This is a genomic window from Candidatus Dormiibacterota bacterium (assembly GCA_035544955.1).
Lineage (GTDB): Bacteria > Chloroflexota > Dormibacteria > CF-121 > CF-121 > CF-13.
This window is the reverse complement of the sequence record DASZZN010000033.1, coordinates 79281-97632: the sequence shown is the minus strand read 5'-3', so window position 1 is coordinate 97632 and position 18352 is coordinate 79281. Positions and strand designations below refer to the sequence as shown.

At 65.7% G+C, this 18352-nt stretch carries 16 protein-coding genes; 13 read left to right on the top strand and 3 right to left on the bottom strand.

Going from position 1 to position 18352, the window contains the following annotated elements:
- Positions 1-50 precede the first annotated feature (50 nt).
- On the top strand, positions 51-779 hold the full coding sequence (locus VHK65_11735) for a 1-(5-phosphoribosyl)-5-[(5-phosphoribosylamino)methylideneamino] imidazole-4-carboxamide isomerase (protein ID HVS06818.1): 729 nt from the start codon (positions 51-53) through the stop codon (positions 777-779).
- Between the two features lie 49 nt (positions 780-828).
- Here the strand turns inward: VHK65_11735 and VHK65_11730 are convergent, their stop codons facing one another.
- From VHK65_11730 to VHK65_11720, 3 genes are all read right to left on the bottom strand, one after another.
- Complete coding sequence (locus VHK65_11730) at positions 829-3009, bottom strand: LUD domain-containing protein (protein ID HVS06817.1); 2181 nt, start codon at positions 3007-3009, stop codon at positions 829-831.
- Positions 3010-3022: 13 nt separating this feature from the next.
- The gene (locus VHK65_11725) at positions 3023-3568 is read right to left on the bottom strand and encodes a lactate utilization protein (GenBank protein ID HVS06816.1); all 546 of its coding nucleotides are present in this window, start codon (positions 3566-3568) and stop codon (positions 3023-3025) included.
- 93 nt (positions 3569-3661) lie between these two features.
- Positions 3662-4315 carry a hypothetical protein gene (locus VHK65_11720; protein ID HVS06815.1) on the bottom strand — a complete coding sequence of 218 codons (654 nt, stop codon included), beginning with the start codon at positions 4313-4315 and terminating at the stop codon, positions 3662-3664.
- A 271-nt stretch (positions 4316-4586) separates the two neighbouring features.
- Here VHK65_11720 and VHK65_11715 point away from each other — a divergent pair, with 271 nt between their 5' ends.
- The 12 genes from VHK65_11715 to VHK65_11660 all read left to right on the top strand — a co-directional run bounded on the left by VHK65_11715 (position 4587) and on the right by VHK65_11660 (position 18347).
- Positions 4587-6164: a S8 family serine peptidase gene (locus VHK65_11715; protein ID HVS06814.1), complete on the top strand. Its 1578-nt coding sequence runs from the start codon at positions 4587-4589 to the stop codon at positions 6162-6164.
- 121 nt (positions 6165-6285) lie between these two features.
- The gene (locus VHK65_11710; protein HVS06813.1) at positions 6286-6789 is read left to right on the top strand and encodes a (2Fe-2S)-binding protein; all 504 of its coding nucleotides are present in this window, start codon (positions 6286-6288) and stop codon (positions 6787-6789) included.
- 15 nt (positions 6790-6804) lie between these two features.
- Positions 6805-9156, top strand: coding sequence for a xanthine dehydrogenase family protein molybdopterin-binding subunit (locus VHK65_11705; GenBank protein HVS06812.1), 2352 nt, complete (start codon positions 6805-6807; stop codon positions 9154-9156).
- Complete coding sequence (locus VHK65_11700) at positions 9153-10013, top strand: xanthine dehydrogenase family protein subunit M (GenBank protein HVS06811.1); 861 nt, start codon at positions 9153-9155, stop codon at positions 10011-10013. Before VHK65_11705 ends, VHK65_11700 begins: the two co-directional genes overlap by 4 nt.
- Before the next feature lie 51 nt (positions 10014-10064).
- Entirely contained in the window at positions 10065-10964 is a 900-nt protein-coding gene (locus VHK65_11695) for a MoxR family ATPase (GenBank protein HVS06810.1), read from the top strand.
- Positions 10957-12141, top strand: a complete 1185-nt coding sequence (locus tag VHK65_11690; GenBank protein ID HVS06809.1) for a VWA domain-containing protein — start codon at positions 10957-10959, stop codon at positions 12139-12141. The genes VHK65_11695 and VHK65_11690 overlap by 8 nt, the downstream gene beginning before the upstream one ends.
- A gap of 41 nt (positions 12142-12182) precedes the next feature.
- Positions 12183-12383 (top strand): hypothetical protein, encoded by a 201-nt coding sequence (locus tag VHK65_11685; protein ID HVS06808.1) that lies wholly within the window; start codon positions 12183-12185, stop codon positions 12381-12383.
- A 78-nt stretch (positions 12384-12461) separates the two neighbouring features.
- A complete protein-coding gene (locus VHK65_11680; GenBank protein ID HVS06807.1) occupies positions 12462-13451 on the top strand; it encodes an XdhC family protein in 990 nt (329 codons plus the stop codon).
- Complete coding sequence (locus VHK65_11675; GenBank protein HVS06806.1) at positions 13448-14485, top strand: hypothetical protein; 1038 nt, start codon at positions 13448-13450, stop codon at positions 14483-14485. Before VHK65_11680 ends, VHK65_11675 begins: the two co-directional genes overlap by 4 nt.
- 116 nt (positions 14486-14601) lie before the next feature.
- On the top strand, positions 14602-15474 hold the full coding sequence (locus VHK65_11670; GenBank protein HVS06805.1) for a xanthine dehydrogenase family protein subunit M: 873 nt from the start codon (positions 14602-14604) through the stop codon (positions 15472-15474).
- Between the two features lie 2 nt (positions 15475-15476).
- Positions 15477-15989, top strand: a complete 513-nt coding sequence (locus tag VHK65_11665) for a (2Fe-2S)-binding protein (GenBank protein ID HVS06804.1) — start codon at positions 15477-15479, stop codon at positions 15987-15989.
- A gap of 3 nt (positions 15990-15992) precedes the next feature.
- Positions 15993-18347, top strand: coding sequence for an aerobic carbon-monoxide dehydrogenase large subunit (locus VHK65_11660; GenBank protein ID HVS06803.1), 2355 nt, complete (start codon positions 15993-15995; stop codon positions 18345-18347).
- Positions 18348-18352: the final 5 nt, after the last annotated feature.

The window sequence follows — 18352 nt, the reverse complement described above, 5'->3', positions numbered from 1 at the left end:
TAATATGCTAACACGATGACAGGAGGCCAGTCGCCGAGCCGAATTTCCGGATGCTGATCATTCCCGCGATCGACCTCCTCGGCGGGCGCGCGGTGCGGCTTGAGCAGGGCGATTTCAACCGGGTCACCGATTTTGGGCCTAACCCGGTCGCGCTCGCCCGCGGGTACGCCGCGGCCGGGGCCACCTGGCTGCACGTCGTGGACCTGGACGGCGCCCGCCTCGGTCAATGGTGCCACCTCGATGTCATCGCTGAAATGGCGGCGGCCGCCGGGGTGCCGGTGCAGGCGGGCGGTGGCGCTCGTGGCCTCGCCCAGATCGAGGCAGCCCTGGAGCGGGGGGTAGCGCGGGTGATCGTCGGCACGGCCGCGACGGAATCGCTCGCCCGCACGGCGTCATGGGCTGCCCGCTTCGGTCCACGCCTCGTCTTCAGTCTTGATACCCGTGAAAGTAGAGTCCTTACGCGGGGTTGGCGCCACGCCTCGGCGGAGGCCCCGGTCGCGCTCGCCGAGAAACTCAGGGACCTGGGCGCACGCCGCTTCATCCATACGGACATCGTCCGTGACGGGACACTGCGAGGCCCCGATCTCTCCGGCCTTTCCGCCATCCTTCCCCTGGGGGTTCCGGTCCTCGTCGCCGGTGGCGTCGCGACCTACGCCGACCTGGAGGCGATCCGGGATGCTGGGGCCGAGGGAGCGATCGTTGGGCGGGCGTTGCTCGAAAGAAGGATCGAACTCGGCCTCGCACTTACCATCGCGGCCCGGAAGGAACTGGTGCCCTAGAGGTCAGGGCAGCAGCCCGCGGCTCGAGCTCGACTGCGCTAGCCGGATACTAGCCGCTCCGTGAGCGTTCCTCCAGCCTGCTGGCCATGATTTCGGCCAGGTGGAGCACTCGGAGACGACGGCGGCTCGCGTGTGCAGCTCCCCGTAGGTGCAGGATGCAGCCCGGATTGTCGGTGACCACGACGTCGGCCCCGCTGCTGTCGATGTTCGAGAGCTTGCGGTCGACGATGCCGCGCGCTACCTCCGGGGCGTCGAACGAGGTGGATCCGCCGAAGCCACAACAGACATTGGCCTCTGGCAGTTCGCGCAATTCCAGTCCGCACACCTCAATCAGTAGTCGCCGCGCCGCCTGATCCGCGTGGAGGACGTTGAGGCTCTGGCAGAACGGATGGTAGGTGACGACGTCATTGGAGGGATTTGCCAGCGCGCCGGCCGGTAATCGGGCGACGTTGACGAGGAAGGACGCCAGGTCGCGTACCCGTTCGCGGAGCCGTTCCGCCCGCGCTTTCCACTGCGGCTCGTCCTTAAAGAGGTGGGGATAGTCGTGGACGATCGTCGCCACACAGGAGTTTGCCGCTGAAACGATGTAGTCGGCGGTCGTGGATTCGAGCATGACAATCGTCTGCCTGGCCAGCCGTTTGGCACCGTGGGCGTCGCCCGAGTCGAGGAATGGCAGACCGCAGCAATGTTGCGCCATCGGAACCATAACCCGTGCCCCGCATGCCGAGAGAAGCTTCACTGCCGACTCAGCCTGCTCAGGCGCGAGCGGGTCGGTGAGGCACTGGATGAAATAGGCGACGGTCTTGCCTTTCGCCCCGCTGTCAGCGAGCGGTCCTGTTGTCGCCGGCTCGATGACGGTCTTCAGGCGCTGACGGGCGGGCCGTACGCTCGGGGCAGGCGGGGTTCGCCAGCGCTGCTGGACGGGAAGGGGAAGCCGCAAGAATCCGTCTCGCGTAACCGGCGCGCCCACGACTGCGACGGCGCGGGCGATGCCGCGGAAGAGCCGCGGGCGGCCCCAGATAAACAGGACGGCGCGCTTCAACGGTGAAATTCCGTGTGCCTCAACGACCCGGCGCCGGACGTCGAGAATCTGGCGCGGCAACGGGATGTCGACCGGGCACACCGTCTGACAGGCGTTGCAGCTGACGCAAAGGGACTGCGGACCGGCCGCGTGGTCGAGCCCGTGATGAAACGGCGTGTTGACCAGACCGATGGCTCCCGAGTAGATGTGGCCGAACACGTGTCCGCCGACCACCTGGTACGGCGGGCAGACGCTGGCGCAGGCCGCACAGCGGATGCAGCGCAGCGCGTCGACGAAGTCGGGATCGCGCCGCATTGCGCTGCGCCCGTTGTCGACGAAGACATAGTGAAGCTCACGCCCGGGACGATCGGGACCGCTGATGAAGGTGACGTAGGACGTCAGGTGCTGGCCGGTGGCAGAGCGCGGCAGGAGGCGCAGCTGTGTCATCGCATCGCCGAAGGTCGCTACTAACTTCTCGTACCCGACCAGCATCACGTGGACATCGGGCAGGGTGGTGACCATTGCCTCGTTGCCCTCGTTCGTGATAATCATGGCCGTGCCGCTCTCGGCGACCAGCGCGTTCGCCCCGGTCATGCCGACGCGGGCGGCGAGAAAGTCTTTGCGCAGCTCGGTGCGCGCCAGCCCAACTTGTTCGCCGACGTCCTCCCTGGAAACCTCCCGGCCGGTCGCCTCGGAAAACGTCTCGCCAACCTGCTCCCGGCTGAGGTGAATCGCCGGCATCACCATGTGCGACGGCGTCTCGTGACGGAGCTGGACGATCCATTCCCCGAGGTCGGTCTCTACGGCCCGGATGCCCCTTGACTCGAGGTAGTGGTTCAGGAAGATCTCTTCACTGACCATCGACTTGGTCTTGACCAGGATGGTCGATCCGGCTCGCTCACAAAGGCTCAGGATGTACTTGGTGGCGTCGTCAGCGCTCGACGCCTGGTAGACGACCGCACCATTCGATTCGGCAGCCGACTTGAATCGGGCGAAAGCGGCCTCCTGGTCGGCGATCACCGCGTCCTTCGCGCCGGCGAGCTGCCGGCGGAGCGTGTCGAACTCCGCCTCGCCCGACTGCCCATCCGGGCCGACGTATTCCGCAAACCGCTCGGCGCGGCTTTGCCGCCAGCCGCGCTGAAAGGCCAGTAGATTCGTGCGCAGTTGAATGTCGTGAACGGCCCGGCGGTAGCGCTCTCGAAAGCTCATCCCGATCACGACCTCAGGAATCCTCGATCAGGACGACATGCAGCGCACGGGGTCCCTGGACCCCAATGGTCAGGACCCGCTCGATATCGGCCGTCCTGCTCGGGCCGGTGACGAGTCCCAGGTAACGGAGCTGCTCCGGCCCCGGGCCGGCGAGAGCCCGAACGGTTTCGGCCGCGTCATCGAGGGACGGGACCAGAAGGCGCGCGGAGACCACGACCACATGGGTTCGGGCCAGCATCCCAACAAGCCGCGCTTCCGTGTTGTTCGAACCGAGCAGCACCGATCCGGTTTCGGCCACCGCGAGACGGCCAACCGAGACGCCCATCTCGGCGTCCGCAACTTCCAACGCGGAGCCGCCGACCAGGGCCCCAGCTGGGGCGAAGCGCGCTCCTTCGGGCGTCGCCGTGACCCGGGGTGCGTCGAACTGTCGCGCAACCAGTGCTACCGCTGCGACGGCGGCGCTGTCATCCGGGACGGTCTGCACCGTTGCCCCCGCCTGCGTCGCACGCTGGCGAAATCGGTCGGTAAGCTCGCTCGCGCCCAGCGGCCCGACGAGCACCCTTATTTGTCCTCCGTCATCCCCCCATCATGAGGGTTAGGGCCGGTCCAGATCATGATCGGACCGGCCCTGGGAGGCGCCCCTCGATACGGCTTAGCGGACTGGCGCGACCGGCGTAAGAATCTCGGTGAAGTAGATTTCGAAAGCCTCGGTCAGGGCATCGCGGCCGCCAAACTTCTTGACCGCGTCCGCGCACAGAGTACCGATCGAAGTCTCACTCTTCTGTAGATCGTGTTCGGTGTCCCAGATCGAACCCCCGAACGTCTTGCCGGACTGGCGGTTGACGAAGAAGTACGCGGTCCGCGCGCCGGGCTGCTTCGCGATCGCCGGCAGGATGTTCTCCGTGAAGTTGGAGATGGCGTCAGAAGCGTGCGCCGGGTCGCCCTGAACGGTGGTCACGCGGGCGTATGCGCCGGCCATCGGTGGCTTGAAGCGCTCGAGCAGGGCGACTTCGCACTCGTCGTCATCGACGATGCTGCCGCCGATCTTGCTCAGCAATTTGAGCGCCTCGGGACGAACCTGGCCGCGAGCATCCTTCATCGTTCCTTCGGTCTCCCAGTAAGAAACGGTCAAGGCGTCGCCGGTTTTCCGATTGCCGAGGAGCGTCACGCCGGTGAAACCCTTCTGCTTCTTGAAGAGGGGCAGAATATCCTGCGTCCAAAGCTTGATCGCCTCTTCGATCTTCGTCGGATCGCCCTTGAGACGTACGACGCGGGTATACGAGGTCGCCTGATTCTGTACTGACATACGATGTCTCCTTGCACAACCTGCTTTAGCAAGTCGTGACTGGTGAGGGATCGATCGAAAGGACCAGGCTCACTTGATCTTGAGCGAGGGAGGGACGTCAAAGCGTCCCGAGGGGCCTTACATTAAGGGTACCCATTCCCCGTGAGGCTCAACCCTGAGCCATCATTTGCCGGACGTTCCCCCGAGTTAACCCCTCCTTGACGGGTTCGCTGCCCCCTGCTACGGTGGGTCCGTTCGTCTCGACCACGACTAGACCAAGGGAGGGAAACCCATGACGCGGACGTTCTTTGGCCTGCGCACGCGTGTGCTCGCACGGTTCAGCGCAATCGCCGGAGCTGCGGCGCTCGTCGCCGGAATCACACCCATCACGTCGACGGTCGGCGCCGATGCGGCGTCGACATCCCAGACCTACATCGTGCTCGCCAAACAGGAGAACGTGTCGGCTCGCCTGCTGAGCCAGCTCCGCCTGCAGGGCGGCACGATCGTGGCGAGCTACGACGCGATCGGGGTCGTCGTCGTCCGGACGGGCGATGCCCAATTCGCCGGCCGGGCGCAGAAAAACCTCGACGTCGAGGGCGCCGCCAATGCAAACACGTTGGCATTCCATCTCAAGCCCACGATCGAGAACAGCGGCGGCGATCATGAAGGAAATGGCGGCAAGCCCGCCAGCGATAGCGACAACCTGTCCGCGCTTCAGTGGGATATGAAGCAGATCCAAACCCCCGCAGCGCACAAGATCACGGGCGGCAGTCGCTCCGTGTTGGTCGGGGATATCGACACCGGCCTCGATTACACCCATCCGGACCTGGCTCCCAACGTCGATAGCGCGAACAGTGTGAACTGCCTCAGCGGTTCGCCGGTCGCGGGCGCTGCCGCGGCCATGGATGTCAACGGGCATGGGACGCATACGGCAGGAACCATCGCGGCCGCGTCGAACCGCATCGGCATCGTCGGGGTTGCGCCAAACGTCCGGATTGCCGGCATCAAGGCCGGGGACAGCCTGGGATTCTTCTTCCCACAGGCGGTGGTCTGCGCCTTCATGTGGGCGGGATCCCATCACTTCAACGTCACGAACAACAGCTACTTCGCTGATCCCTACTACTACAACTGTCCGAACGGTACCCAGCAGGAGCGCCTGATCCTCAAAGCCGAGGGACGCGCGATTGCCTACGCGACCCGAAAGGGCGTCGTCAACGTGGCGGCGGCGGGGAACTTCGCGGACGACATGGCGAATCCGACCCAGGATCGCCAGAGCCCGGACGACACCACGCCGGTGACCCGACCGGTCACGAAGGCTTGCAAAGTCATCCCGGTCCAGATGCCGGGAGTCATCGCGGTCAGCGCCACGGGCAACCTGGGCCGGAAGTCGTTCTACTCGAACTACGGCATGGACGTCATCAACGTTGCGGCTCCCGGCGGCGATAGCGTTCTGCAGAAGACGGCGGCGGCGCCCAACGGCCGGGTCCTGTCGACCTACCCGGTAAGCCTCAAGAACTCCTGCTTGCGACCGGTGGTCGATCCGGCCGGTGGATCGAACGCCTTCTACTGCTACCTGCAGGGGACCTCGATGGCATCGCCCCATGTGACGGGTTTGGTGGCGCTGATGATCAGCCGGTTCGGTCGGATGAGTGCTTCGGATGTTCGGGAGCGGCTGCAAGAGACGGCCGACCCGATCGCTTGCCCGACAGCGGCGGTGCTCGCCCAGTACGCGTTCTTCCCCTCTGTGAACAACGTTGCGCCGCAGACCTGCACGGGTGAGGCGGACGACAACTCCTGGTACGGACACGGCCAGGTGAATGCGTTGAGGGCGATCGGCGGCGGCGACGAAGGCGGAGATCACCAGAACTAGTCGCTGGTAGGGGCCGGGCGGCGCGCCCGGCCCCGACGGTCTCAGGAGCGTCTAGACACTCGGCAATTCGGGTGTTATACCTTCTTTGGCAGGCGGATCGGCTAATCAGAGGGAGGTGGCTATGAGGCGCAGGGTTGCCGTCACCATCAATGGCACCAAGCACGAGCACGAGGTGGAGCCTCGGCTGCTGCTGGTGCAGTACATCCGAGAGCTGGCGGGGCTCACTGGGACGCATGTCGGGTGCGACACCAGCAACTGCGGAGCGTGCACCGTCGAGTTGGACGGCCACAGCGTGAAGTCCTGCACGGTCTTCGCCGTCCAGGCCGATGGGGCCCAGGTCACGACGATCGAGGGCCTGGCCAAGGGATCGACGCTACATCCTCTTCAGAAGGCATTCTGGGACGAGCACGGCCTCCAGTGCGGCTTCTGCACCCCGGGCATGATCATGGCGGCGAAGCAGCTGCTCGAGCGCAACCCCAACCCGACCGAGCAAGAGATCCGAATGGGGCTCGAGGGCAACCTCTGCCGCTGTACCGGCTACCACAACATTGTCAAGTCGATCCAGGCGGCGGCCAAGGTGATGGCGCCTGGGGCCGAGCGCAAAGCGCCCGCGCCGGTCTCCTAGAGGGAGGATTTCAAGATGGCGATATCCCAAATGGTTGGCGCCTCCGTCAAGCGACGCGAAGATCCACGGCTGGTCACCGGGACCGGCAGCTACGTCGACGACATTGCACAGACGGCCGTCGTCCACATGCACGTGATCCGATCGAGCGAGGCCCACGCGAGGATCCTCGGCATCGAGACCGCCCGGGCGAAGGAAGCCGACGGCGTGATCGCGATCTTTACCGGGAAAGACCTGAAGCCGGAGTTCGGCGCACCCCTGCCGGTCACGGTGTGCTTTGTACCCGATAAGAAGTATCCGAACCACTATCCGGTCGCGATCGACAAGGTTCATTACGTGGGCGAGCCGGTTGCGATCGTGCTGGCCTCGAGCCGGGCCGCCGCCGAGGACGCGGGTGAGCGGATCGACATCAAGTACGAGCCGCTGCCGGCGGTCACGGACATCGAGAAAGCCATCGAGAAGGGCGCTCCCATCCTCCACGAAGAGCTGGGAAGCAACCTCTCGTATGACACCAAGTTTGCGGCCGGCGATATCGAGGCCGCCTTCAAGGAAGCCGACATCACGATCAAGCAGCGCCTCGTCCAGCAACGCCTGATCCCAATCGCGATCGAGCCACGCGGCGTGCTGGCAGATTACAAGACGTTCGCCAACAAGCTCACCGTGTGGTCATCGACCCAGATTCCGCACTTTGTCAAGGTGTGGCTGGCTGTCATCCTTGGCATTCCCGAAAGCAACGTTCGGGTGGTCGCGCCCGAGGTTGGTGGCGGGTTTGGGTCGAAGATCCGGGTCTACCCCGAGGAGATTCTGACCGCCCTCGCGTCGCGGAAGTTGGGTCGGCCGGTCAAATGGATCGAGGATCGAAGCGAAAACACCAAGGCAACCCACCATGGGCGGGACCAGATCTGGGATGTCGAGATCGCCGCGAAGAAGGATGGCACCGTACTCGGCCTCCGGCCGACGCAGTGGCTCAACCTCGGCGGCTACTGCAGCCAGTTTGGCACCTTCCAGGTGCTGGGCATGCTGGTCGCGCAGGGCGCCTACAAGATGAAGGCGTTCGATGGAAGGGCGGTCGGCGTCTTCACGAACACGACGCCGACCGACGCTTACCGCGGGGCCGGCCGGCCTGAGGCGACGTACCTGATCGAGCGGGTGATGGACCTGGTGGCCCGTGAGACCGGCATCGACCCGGTCGAGGTCCGGCGGAAGAATTTCGTCCGGGTGGAGGACCAGCCCTTCACGACCTTGCTCGGGCTCACCTACGATTCGGGCGACTACACCATCACCCTGGACAAAGCCCTGGAGATGGTCGACTACAAGGCCTTGCGCCGCGAGCAAGCGGAGAAGCGCAAGCAGGGCAAGTACATCGGCATTGGCCTCTCAACCTACATCGAGATCTGTGGGTTGGGCCCGGCGGGCGCCACGCAGGCGGCGGTCGGCGTCTCGCTCTGGGGCATGTCGGTGGTCAACGTCCATTTCACCGGCAAGGCCACCGTTATCATCGGAAGCTCGCCGCATGGGCAGGGGCACGAGACGACCTACGCCCAGGTGGCATCCGACGTGCTCGGCATCCCCGTCGAGGACATCGACGTCCAGCATGGGGACACGGCGATCGGCCCCATGGGAATGGACACCTACGGTAGCCGGAGCACGGCGCTGGACGGCAACGCCGTGCACATCAGCTCGATGAAGGTGCAGGAGAAGGCGCGGAAGATCGCCGCCCACTTGCTGGAGGCGGCGGAAGGCGACGTCGTCTACGAAAACGGCAAGGCCTTCGTGAAAGGCACGCCGTCGAAAGGGGTCACCATCCAAGAGATCGCCGTGGCCGCCTTCCAGACCAGCCGGCTCCCTAAGGGCATGGAAGGCGGTCTGGAGGCCACGACCTTCTTCGATCCCACCAACTTCGTCTGGCCGTTCGGCGCCCACATCGCGGTCGTGGAAGTCGATGCCGAAACCGGCGCCACGAAAATCCTTCGCTACGTCGCCGTCGACGACGTCGGCAACAGGATCAACCCGATGGTGGTCGACGGCCAGCTCCATGGCGGCATCGCCCAGGGTATCGGCCAGGCTCTCTTCGAAGAAGCGGTTTATGACGAGTCTGGCCAGCTACGGACGGGTAGCCTCGTCGACTACCTGATTCCGACGGCGTCCGACGTCCCCTCGTACGAGCTGGCGGCGACGGTGACCCCCAGCCCGGTCAACCCGCTGGGCACCAAGGGCGTCGGGGAGGCGGGAACGATCGCCTCAACCCCCGCCGTGATGAACGCCATCGTGGACGCCCTCGAACCATTCGGGGTCAAGGACATCGACATGCCGGCCACCCCACAGAAACTCTGGGCGCTGATGCACCGCAACGGAGGGACAAAACGATGACGCCTGCCGCATTCGATTACGTCGTCCCGCGCAGCCTGCCGGAGGCGGTTGCGGAACTGGTCAAGCACGGCCAGGAGTCGAAGGTCCTCGCCGGTGGGCATAGTCTCATCCCGCTGATGAAGCTGCGCCTCTCGACGCCGTCCTTCCTGGTGGACATCGGCCGTATTGGCAACCTCAGCTACATCCGTGAGGAAGACGGCCACATCGCGATCGGCGCACTGACGAGTCACCACGACATCGAGTTTTCCGACCTGCTGAAGAGCAAGCTGCCGCTGTTGACCAGCGCCGCCTCACAGATCGGCGACCCGCAGGTTCGCAACCGCGGGACGATCGGCGGCGCGGCGGCGCACGCCGACCCAAACGGGGACTTCCCGGCCTGCTTGCTGGCGCTCGATGCCGAGCTCAAGGTGGTCGGCCCCAAGGGCGAACGCACCATCGCCGCCAACGATTTCTTTGTCGACACGTTCACGACGTCACTCGAACCCAACGAGATCCTGCGTGAGATCCGGATCGCGACGCCGCCGCCGGGCAGCAGAGGCACCTACCTGAAGTTCAGCCGGCGGTCGCAGGACTGGGCGATCGTGGCGGTCGCCGCGCAGGCGAGAGTGAGCGGTCACGAGGTCACGCAGGTGGCGATCGGTCTCACCGGGATGGGGACCCGCCCGATCCGGGCATCCGCAGTCGAGCGAGCGTTGCGCGGCAAGGCGGGGCACGACGACGAGCTTCGCCAGGCGGCCGAGCGGGCCGCGGACGGCACCAACCCGCAGCAAGACCTGAACGGCTCGCCGGATTACCGCCGGCACCTGGTACAGGTCCTGACCCGGCGGGCGCTCGAACAGATCACGGCGCACCACTAAGAAGAGGGAGAGCAGCGGCACTTCGCCGCCGCTCTCCCTACAATTCGCTACATGCAGGACCTTCCCGTTTCGTCGATCGAGGACGTCGAGCGGGCGCTGCAGGCACACCACTACGTTGCCGATCGCAGCCTGGCAACGACCATCTTCCTTGCCCTGACGCTGGACAAGCCGCTTCTGCTCGAAGGTGAGGCCGGGGTTGGGAAGACGGAAGTCGGCAAGGTGCTCGCCGAGATCCTCGACACGCGACTGATCCGGCTGCAGTGCTACGAAGGCATCGACGTCAACAACGCCGTCTACGAATGGGCCTACGCGAAGCAGATGCTACACATCCGTCTGCTGGAAGCGTCCGGCACCAACCGGGACGAGACCGAGCGCGAGATCTACAGCCACCAGTTCCTGGTGAAGCGCCCGCTGCTGCAGGCGATCGAAAGTGACGGCGCGAAGCCGCCGGTGCTCTTGATCGACGAAATCGACCGGGCCGACGACGAATTCGAGGCGTTCCTCCTCGAGCTGCTCTCCGATTTCCAGATCTCGATCCCCGAGATCGGCACCATCAAGGCCGACAAGCCGCCGGCGGTGATCATCACCTCGAACCGCACGCGCGAGATTCATGATGCCCTGAAGCGCCGCTGCCTTTATTTCTGGATCGACTACCCGTCGGTCGATCGGGAGTACGAGATCATCACCGCGCGGGTGCCGGACGTTCCGAAAAAGCTGGCCCGGCAGGTCAGCGAGTTCATTGGTGGCGTTCGTCGCCTCGACCTCTATAAGTTGCCGGGCATCGCCGAGACGCTCGACTGGACCCGCTCACTGATGGCACTCGGCGAAACCGAGCTCAGCGAAGCCGCCGTGCAGGCGACGCTCGGCGCCGTGGTGAAGTACCAGGAGGATCTCGAACGACTGCGCGGCGCGGGCTCGCGGGAGCTCGTTGCCCGCGCCGTCAATGCCTGACCCGGGCGCGATCCTCGCCCGCAACTGGTTGCATTTCGGTCGGATCCTTCGGGGCCTCGGTTTCGACGCCGGCCCTGCGCGGATGCTGCCGTTCCTTACGACCCTGACGGTGATCGACCTGCGCCGTCCGGACGATGTCCGAACCGCGGTTCATGTCCACTTCGCCCGACGGCGAGACGAGCTGCAGATCCTGGACCGGGCGCTGGGCGCCTTCCTTCAGGCCAACGCGGCGCATGGCGAGCTGCCCGCACCGTCCGCGACGGCGTCATCCCAACGGGAAACCCAGATGACGCTTACGGGCCGCCAGTTGAAGGTGCTCGATGAGGAGGGCGCGGCGGCCGAAGGCGCCGAGGAGCAGGAGGTGGCGAGCTACTCGCAGGCCGAGGTGCTTCGCCAGAAAGACTTCGACACCCTGACCGAGGCCGAGATGGCGGAGGTCCGGCGGCTGATCCGGCTGATGCGGCTTCCCGCCGGCCTGACGCGATCCCGACGGGCGCGCCCGGGCGGCCACGATCGGCTCGATATCCGCCGGCTTCTGCGGCGCAGCCTGCGATTTGGCGGCGAGCTGCTGGTCTTCAGTTGGAAGAGCCCGACCCTTCGGGCGCGCCCGCTGGTTCTGCTTTGCGACATCAGCGGCTCCATGGAGCGCTACACGCGCCTCCTTCTCAACTTCACGTACGCGCTGAAGAATGCCAGTACGCGCGTCGAGGTGTTCGTCTTCGCCACACGCCTGACCCGTATCACCCGCTTGCTCCGGAGCCATGACGTCGATGCCGCGCTGAACCGCGTGATGGCGTCGGTCGATGACTGGTCGGGCGGAACCCGCATCGGCGAGGCGATCGAGACTTTCAACCGGCGTTATGCGCGCCGCGTGCTCAGCCACGGTGCCACCGTCGCCATCATCAGTGACGGCTGGGACCGCGGTGATGCGGCGCATATGCGGCGGGCGATCGCCCGGCTGCAGCGGTCCTGCCACCGGCTGATCTGGATGAACCCGTTGATGGGTGCCCCCGGCTATGAGCCGCTTACCCTGGGGCTGCAGGCGGCGCTCCCCTTCGTCGACGACTTCCTACCCGCCCACAACCTCGCGAACCTGGAGGCGCTCGGCGCGTTGTTGCTGGAAACCGCAGGCCGACGGCCGGTTCGCCGCCAGACGCTGGTCCGAGCATCCGCATGACTTGCGTTGACGCCTTCGCTGCAGCAACGCATAGTTAGATCGTGGGTGCCGACGATCCGAAGGCGGCGGGGCTACGAATCGGCATTGCCGCCGGGGCGCTCGCGCTGCTTGGATTCGTGGATGTCCTGTTTGGTCTCCTGAGCTCGAACCATCAGCCGGTGATTCCAGGTCTATTGGCGCTGGCGTTGGCCGTTGCCGTGTGGCAACGATCGTTTGCCGCGTCTGCTGAACAGGACCCATGAGCCTCTGAGAGCCCGGCGCCGGTCCTGACCGCATCGGCCTGGCAACGATTCATCAGGCGGCTGACTACACTTTGAGCTATGCGCGACGTCATGACCGACGTCAAGGTGTGGCTCGAGCAAGGCGACCCGGTCGCGGTCGCGACCGTGATCAGTACCTGGGGGAGCGCCCCGCGGCCGGCCGGCTCGCGGATGGCCATCAGCCAGTCGGGAAAGATCGCTGGCTCCGTCAGCGGCGGGTGTCTCGAGGGCGAGGTCTTCGAGCAGGCCCAGGCGATCCTGAAGGGGAAGCCCGCCAGCCTGTTTCACTACGGCGTCAGTGACGACCTCGCCTGGACCGTCGGCCTGAGCTGCGGCGGCGAAATCGATGTGCTCGTCGAGCCACTGGCGCAGGTGCATCGCGACCTGATGGCCGCGTTGGAGCAGGAGCATCCGGTGGTGCTGAAGACGGGCGTCGGCGAGGCGCCCGGTGCCCGCGCGCTCCTGACGCTGGCGGACCCGGAGGTCCCCGACCTTCTCAACCGGGAGAACCCGGTCCGGCAGGACGGTGTCTTCCTCGAGCCCTTCCCCCGTCCACCGGAGCTCTTCATCTTCGGCGGCTCGCACGTCGCCATCCCGCTGACGCGCCTGGCGAGCGCGATCGGCTTCCGGGTGACGGTCGTCGATGCCCGGTCAAAGTTCGCGGAGAAAGACCGCTTTCCCGAGGCGCGACGGGTAATCAAGGCCTGGCCGGACGAGGTCCTGAAGGACCTGCCGATGGACGGCTCGACCTACGTCGTGATCCTGACGCACGACCCGAAGTTCGATGATCCGACGATCACCGCGGCGCTGTGCGGGCGGCCTCGCTACATCGGCGCCATCGGCAGCAAGAAGACCCATCGCGACCGAGTCGCGAGGTTGATCAAGGCCGGGGTCGACCCGCGCGAGATCGAGCGTGTCCAGGCGCCGATCGGCCTCGACCTCGGGGCGCAGACCGCCGAGGAGACGGCGCTGGCGATCCTGGCGCAAATGGTGGCAGTGCGCCATGGGAAGCAGGGTGGCCCGATGCCGGGCCCGGCCGCGGCGGCGTGAAAGCCGAGTCCCTGCGGGGCTTGCGGTTGAGCGCCGAGGGCATCGAGGGCGCCGTGCTGGCCCAGACCCTGCTGGTTCCGGACGACCACCATCGAGTCTTGCTGCTCAAGGGCCGGATTCTGACCACGGCCGACTGGCCGGTGGTGGCGAGCGCCCGGGTCGATGAGCTCCACGTGGTGCGCATCGAAAAGGGCGACATCCATGAGGATGAGGCCGCCCGCCGCCTGGCGAAACTCGTGGCCGGTCCAGGCGTCATCGTTCACGGCCCGGTCGAGAGCCAGGTCCGGCTGAGCGCCGAGGTGAACGGCATCTTCAAGGTCGATGCCGAGCGGCTGCAGGCGCTCAACAGCATCCAGGACGTGTCGATCTTCACCCTCTTCGACGGCCAGCTCGTCTCGAAGGGTAAGACCGTCGCCGGGGTCAAGGTCACCCCCTTCGTCGTGCCGGAGGCCCGGCTGCGCGATGCAGAGGGCGTGGCGGTCGGCGGCGAGGGCGTGATCCGGGTGCTGGCCTTCCGGCCGACGCGGGTGGGAGTCCTCGTGCGCGAGCGGCTGGACCCGGCGCAGCGCGAGAAGTTCCAGGCGTCGATCGAGATGAAGGTGGCCTGGTTCGGCTCGACCATCAGCGAGATCCAGTACGTCGCGGACAACGTCGGGGCGGTCGAAGCTGCGGTCGGTGGCCTCCTCCGAGATGCGGACCTGCTGCTGACCGCCGGCGCCAACGCCACCGACCCGCTCGACCCGACCCTGGTGGCGCTCGAGCGGCTTCACGCCCGGATGGAAAAGCAGGGCGCCCCGGCGCACCCGGGCAGCGCGGTCTGGCTCGCCTATCTCACCGACAAGCCGATTTTCGGCGTGGCGGCGTGCGGGATGTTCTCGCGGGCGACCGTGCTCGACCTCATCCTGCCGCGGCTCTTCACCGGGGCGCGCGTCACGGCGGACGACTTCAACCGCCTCGGCCATGGGGGGCTGCTGTCGAAGGACATGGCTTTTCGTTTTCCGGCGTATGGCGCGTTCGACACACTTGATGCCTGACTCTCGGATGTGAATTTGCTTCCAATTCGTTTCGCGGATTGACAACAAACCTTTGCCGGACTACGGTTAGCGAACGCGTCGGCTGGTTTCCACAATCACTGTAGGAGGGGTTGTCCATGCTGCCAGCGCCATTTGAGTACCACGCCCCGAAGACCATGGACGAGGCGCTGGGCCTCCTCGATGAGCTCGGTGAAGACGCCAAGGTCCTGGCCGGCGGCCAGAGCCTGATCCCGCTTCTCAAGCTACGGTTCGCGAGTCCGGCGCACCTGGTCGACATCAACAAGATCAAGGACCTGGACTTTCTCGAGGAGCGCCACGGGACCCTTTCCATCGGTCCGCTCTTCCGCCACAAGTCCGCGGAGCGCTCGAGCCTGCTGGCCTCGCGCTACCACGTGATGGCCGACGCCGCCCCCCAGATCGCCGACCCGATCATCCGCAACCGCGGAACGATTGCGGGATCGGTCGCCCACGCGGACCCCTCGGGTGACTGGGGAACGGTCTTGCTCGCGCTCGACGCCGACTTGGTCCTGCGCTCGAAGTCCGGAAGCCGGACGGTCAAGGCTCGCGACTTCTTCAGCGGGCCGTTCAGCACCGCGCTGCAACCCACCGAGATTCTGTCCGAGATCCGGATACCCGTTGCCAAGCCCCAAACCGGCGGCGCCTACCTCAAGCTGGAGCGCAAGGTCGGTGACTTCGCCACCGTCGCGGTTGCGGTCCATCTGCAGATGGATGACGGCAAGGTCGGTTCGGCGGGAATCGGACTGACAGCCGTTGGGCCCCAAAACATCCGGGCGGAGCGGGCCGAGGCCGCGCTGCTGGGCGCCAGGTTAGATGACGACACGATCAAGGAAGCGGCCGCCCTGGCGGCGGAGGCCGCCGAGCCGAAAGCCGACCATCGCGGATCCGTCCAGTACAAACGCAACATCGTCCGGGTCTTTACCGAGCGTGGACTGAAGCGCGCCTACGAGCGCGCGAGGGGAGGTGGATGAACATGGGCCAGTCGATCACCGTCACGGTCAACGGCGAGCAGAAAAGCGCTGACGTCGAGCCGCGGCTCCTCCTCGTGCACTTCCTTCGGGAAAAACTCCGACTCACCGGGACCCACATCGGATGCGATACGACCCATTGCGGCGCCTGTACCGTGTTGGTCGAAGGGGTGCCAGTGAAGTCCTGCACCATGCTCGCCGTCCAGGCCGATGGTCAGCAGGTGACCACCGTGGAGGCGCTGGCCGCCGGCGGCACCCTGCACCCCATCCAGGCGGCGTTCAAGCAAGAACACGGGCTCCAATGCGGCTTCTGTACGCCCGGCATGATGCTGACCAGCATTGCGCTCTTGAACGAGAAGCCGGACCCCTCCGACGACGACATCCGCTGGGCGCTCTCGGGCAACATTTGCCGCTGCACCGGCTACATGAACATCGTCAAAGCGGTCAAGAGCGCGGGCGCCCAGATGCGAGCCTCAGCAGCGGTACCCGAGGCGGCCACGGCCGCGACGAGGAGCTAAGCCATGGCTGTTGAAACCCCACTCAAGGGCAACATCGGCGACAGCATCAAGCGCAAGGAAGACGACCGCTTCATCCGGGGCAAGGGCAACTACCTGGACGACATCAACCTCCCCGGCATGCTGCACATGGCCATCCACCGCAGCCCATTTGCCCACGCCCGGATCAAGTCCATCAACACGGACGCCGCCCAGGCAGTGCCGGGTGTCGTCGCGGTCGTGACGGGGGCGCTGCTGGCCCAGCACAAGCTCGCCTGGATGCCGACGCTCTCCGGCGACACCCAGGCGGTGCTGGCGACCGACAAGGTGCGCTTCCAGGGTCAGGAGGTCGCCTGCGTCATCGCGACCGATCCGTACGTCGCCCGGGACGCCGCGGCGCTGGTCGAGGTCGACTATGAAGTGCTCCAGCCGGTCGTCACCCCGCAGAAAGCGCTCGAGCCAGGCGCGCCCCTGATTCGTGACGAGAAAGAGGGCCAGAAGGACAACCATATCTATCACTGGGAAGCGGGCGACAAGGCGAAGACCGAGGAGGCCTTTGCGAAGGCCGATCGGGTCGTCAAGCTGGATACGTTCTATCCACGCTGCCACCCCTCACCGCTGGAAACCTGCGGCATCGTCGCCGACGTCAACCCGGCGACCGGGCACGCCACCCTCTACATGACATCGCAGGCGCCGCATGCGCACCGCACGCTGTTCGCGATCGTCGCGGGGCTGCCGGAGCAAAACATCCGGATCATCTCGCCCGACATTGGCGGCGGCTTCGGCAACAAGGTGCCGATCTATCCCGGCTACGTCGTCGCGACGGCCGCTTCCCTCCTGATCGGCAAGCCGGTGAAGTGGGTCGAGGACCGCAGCGAAAACCTGATCTCGACCGGGTTCGCCCGCGACTATTACATGTCGGGCGAGCTGGCGCTCCGCAACGACGGGCGCATGCTGGGGCTGCGGGTCAAGATGCTCAGCGACAACGGCGCCTTCTATGCGGACGCCCAACCGTCGAAGTTCAGGGCCGGGCTCTTCCATATCGTCACTGGCTCTTACGATCTCGCGGCTGCCCACGTCGAGACGGACGGCGCTTACACCAACAAGGCGCCCGGCGGCGTGGCCTATCGCTGCTCGTTCCGGGTGACCGAGGCGTCCTACCTGATCGAGCGACTGGTCGAGAGTGCCGCGCTCGAGATGAACATGGACCCGGCCGAGATCAGGCTCAAGAACTTCATCCAGCCAGAGCAGTTCCCCTACATGTCAGCCACCGGCTTCGAGTACGACAGTGGCGATTACCCCAGGGCAATGCAGGTCGCGCTCGACAAGCTCGGCTACAAGGAGCTGAGGAAGGAGCAGGCCGAGAAGAGGAAGAAGGGTGAGTTGATGGGGATCGGGATCGCCAGCTTCACCGAAGTGGTGGGCGCGGGTCCCGGCAAGCACTATGACATCGTCGGGCTCCGCATGTTCGACTCCGCGGAATTGCGCGTTCATCCCACCGGCAAGGCGATCCTCAAGCTGGGCGTCAAGAGCCAGGGTCAGGGCCACGAGACCACGTTCGCGCAGATCGTGACCGAGGAGCTAGGCATCCCCGCTGCCGACATCGAGGTCCAGGAGGGCGACACCGACAACACGCCCTACGGGCTGGGCACCTACGCGAGCCGCAGCACGCCGGTCGGCGGGGCGGCCACGGCGATGGTGTCGCGCAAGCTGCGCGACAAGGCGAAGAAGATCGCAGCCCACCTGCTCGAGGCGTCGGAGGCCGATATCGAGTTCGACCACGGCAAGTTCTTCGTCCGCGGCTCGCCCTCGAAGTCCAAGACCATCCAGGATGTGGCGTTTGCCGCCTACACCAACCTGCCCGACGGGTTGGAAGCCGGCCTCGAGGGTGTGACCTACTACGATCCGCCCAACATGACGTATCCGTTCGGGACCTATCTCGTGGTGGTCGACATCGACCGTGGCACGGGCCAGGTCAAAGTCCGCCGGATGGTGGCGGTCGACGACTGCGGGGTGCGGATCAACCCGATGATCGTCGAGGGACAGATCCACGGTGGCCTCACCGAGGGCTTTGGCATCGCCTTCATGGAGCTGATCACGTTTGACGAGGAAGGCAACTGCCTCGGCTCGAATTTCACCGATTACCTGTTGCCTACGAGTTGGGAGACGCCGAAGTTCGAGATGGGCGAGACGGTCACGCCGTCGCCCCACCACCCGATCGGCGCGAAAGGGGTTGGTGAGTCGGCCACGGTCGGCTCGCCGGCGGCCTTCGTCAACGCCGTGATCGATGCGGTGGGACACCTGGGCATCAAGAACATCGACATGCCGGTCACCTCGGACAAGGTCTGGGAGGCGCTCAACAAGGTCGGCGCTGCGGAGTAAGGGTA

Excerpts from the sequence above, each read along its gene's own strand:
- VHK65_11735 (HVS06818.1), top strand. The coding sequence starts at position 51 with ATGCTGATCATTCCCGCGATCGACCTCCTCGGCGGGCGCGCGGTGCGG.
- VHK65_11730 (HVS06817.1), bottom strand. The coding sequence starts at position 3,009 with ATGAGCTTTCGAGAGCGCTACCGCCGGGCCGTTCACGACATTCAACTG.
- VHK65_11720 (HVS06815.1), bottom strand. The coding sequence starts at position 4,315 with ATGTCAGTACAGAATCAGGCGACCTCGTATACCCGCGTCGTACGTCTC.
- VHK65_11715 (HVS06814.1), top strand. The coding sequence starts at position 4,587 with ATGACGCGGACGTTCTTTGGCCTGCGCACGCGTGTGCTCGCACGGTTC.
- VHK65_11710 (HVS06813.1), top strand. The coding sequence starts at position 6,286 with ATGAGGCGCAGGGTTGCCGTCACCATCAATGGCACCAAGCACGAGCAC.
- VHK65_11705 (HVS06812.1), top strand. The coding sequence starts at position 6,805 with ATGGCGATATCCCAAATGGTTGGCGCCTCCGTCAAGCGACGCGAAGAT.
- VHK65_11700 (HVS06811.1), top strand. The coding sequence starts at position 9,153 with ATGACGCCTGCCGCATTCGATTACGTCGTCCCGCGCAGCCTGCCGGAG.
- VHK65_11695 (HVS06810.1), top strand. The coding sequence starts at position 10,065 with ATGCAGGACCTTCCCGTTTCGTCGATCGAGGACGTCGAGCGGGCGCTG.
- VHK65_11690 (HVS06809.1), top strand. The coding sequence starts at position 10,957 with ATGCCTGACCCGGGCGCGATCCTCGCCCGCAACTGGTTGCATTTCGGT.
- VHK65_11680 (HVS06807.1), top strand. The coding sequence starts at position 12,462 with ATGCGCGACGTCATGACCGACGTCAAGGTGTGGCTCGAGCAAGGCGAC.
- VHK65_11670 (HVS06805.1), top strand. The coding sequence starts at position 14,602 with ATGCTGCCAGCGCCATTTGAGTACCACGCCCCGAAGACCATGGACGAG.
- VHK65_11665 (HVS06804.1), top strand. The coding sequence starts at position 15,477 with ATGGGCCAGTCGATCACCGTCACGGTCAACGGCGAGCAGAAAAGCGCT.
- VHK65_11660 (HVS06803.1), top strand. The coding sequence starts at position 15,993 with ATGGCTGTTGAAACCCCACTCAAGGGCAACATCGGCGACAGCATCAAG.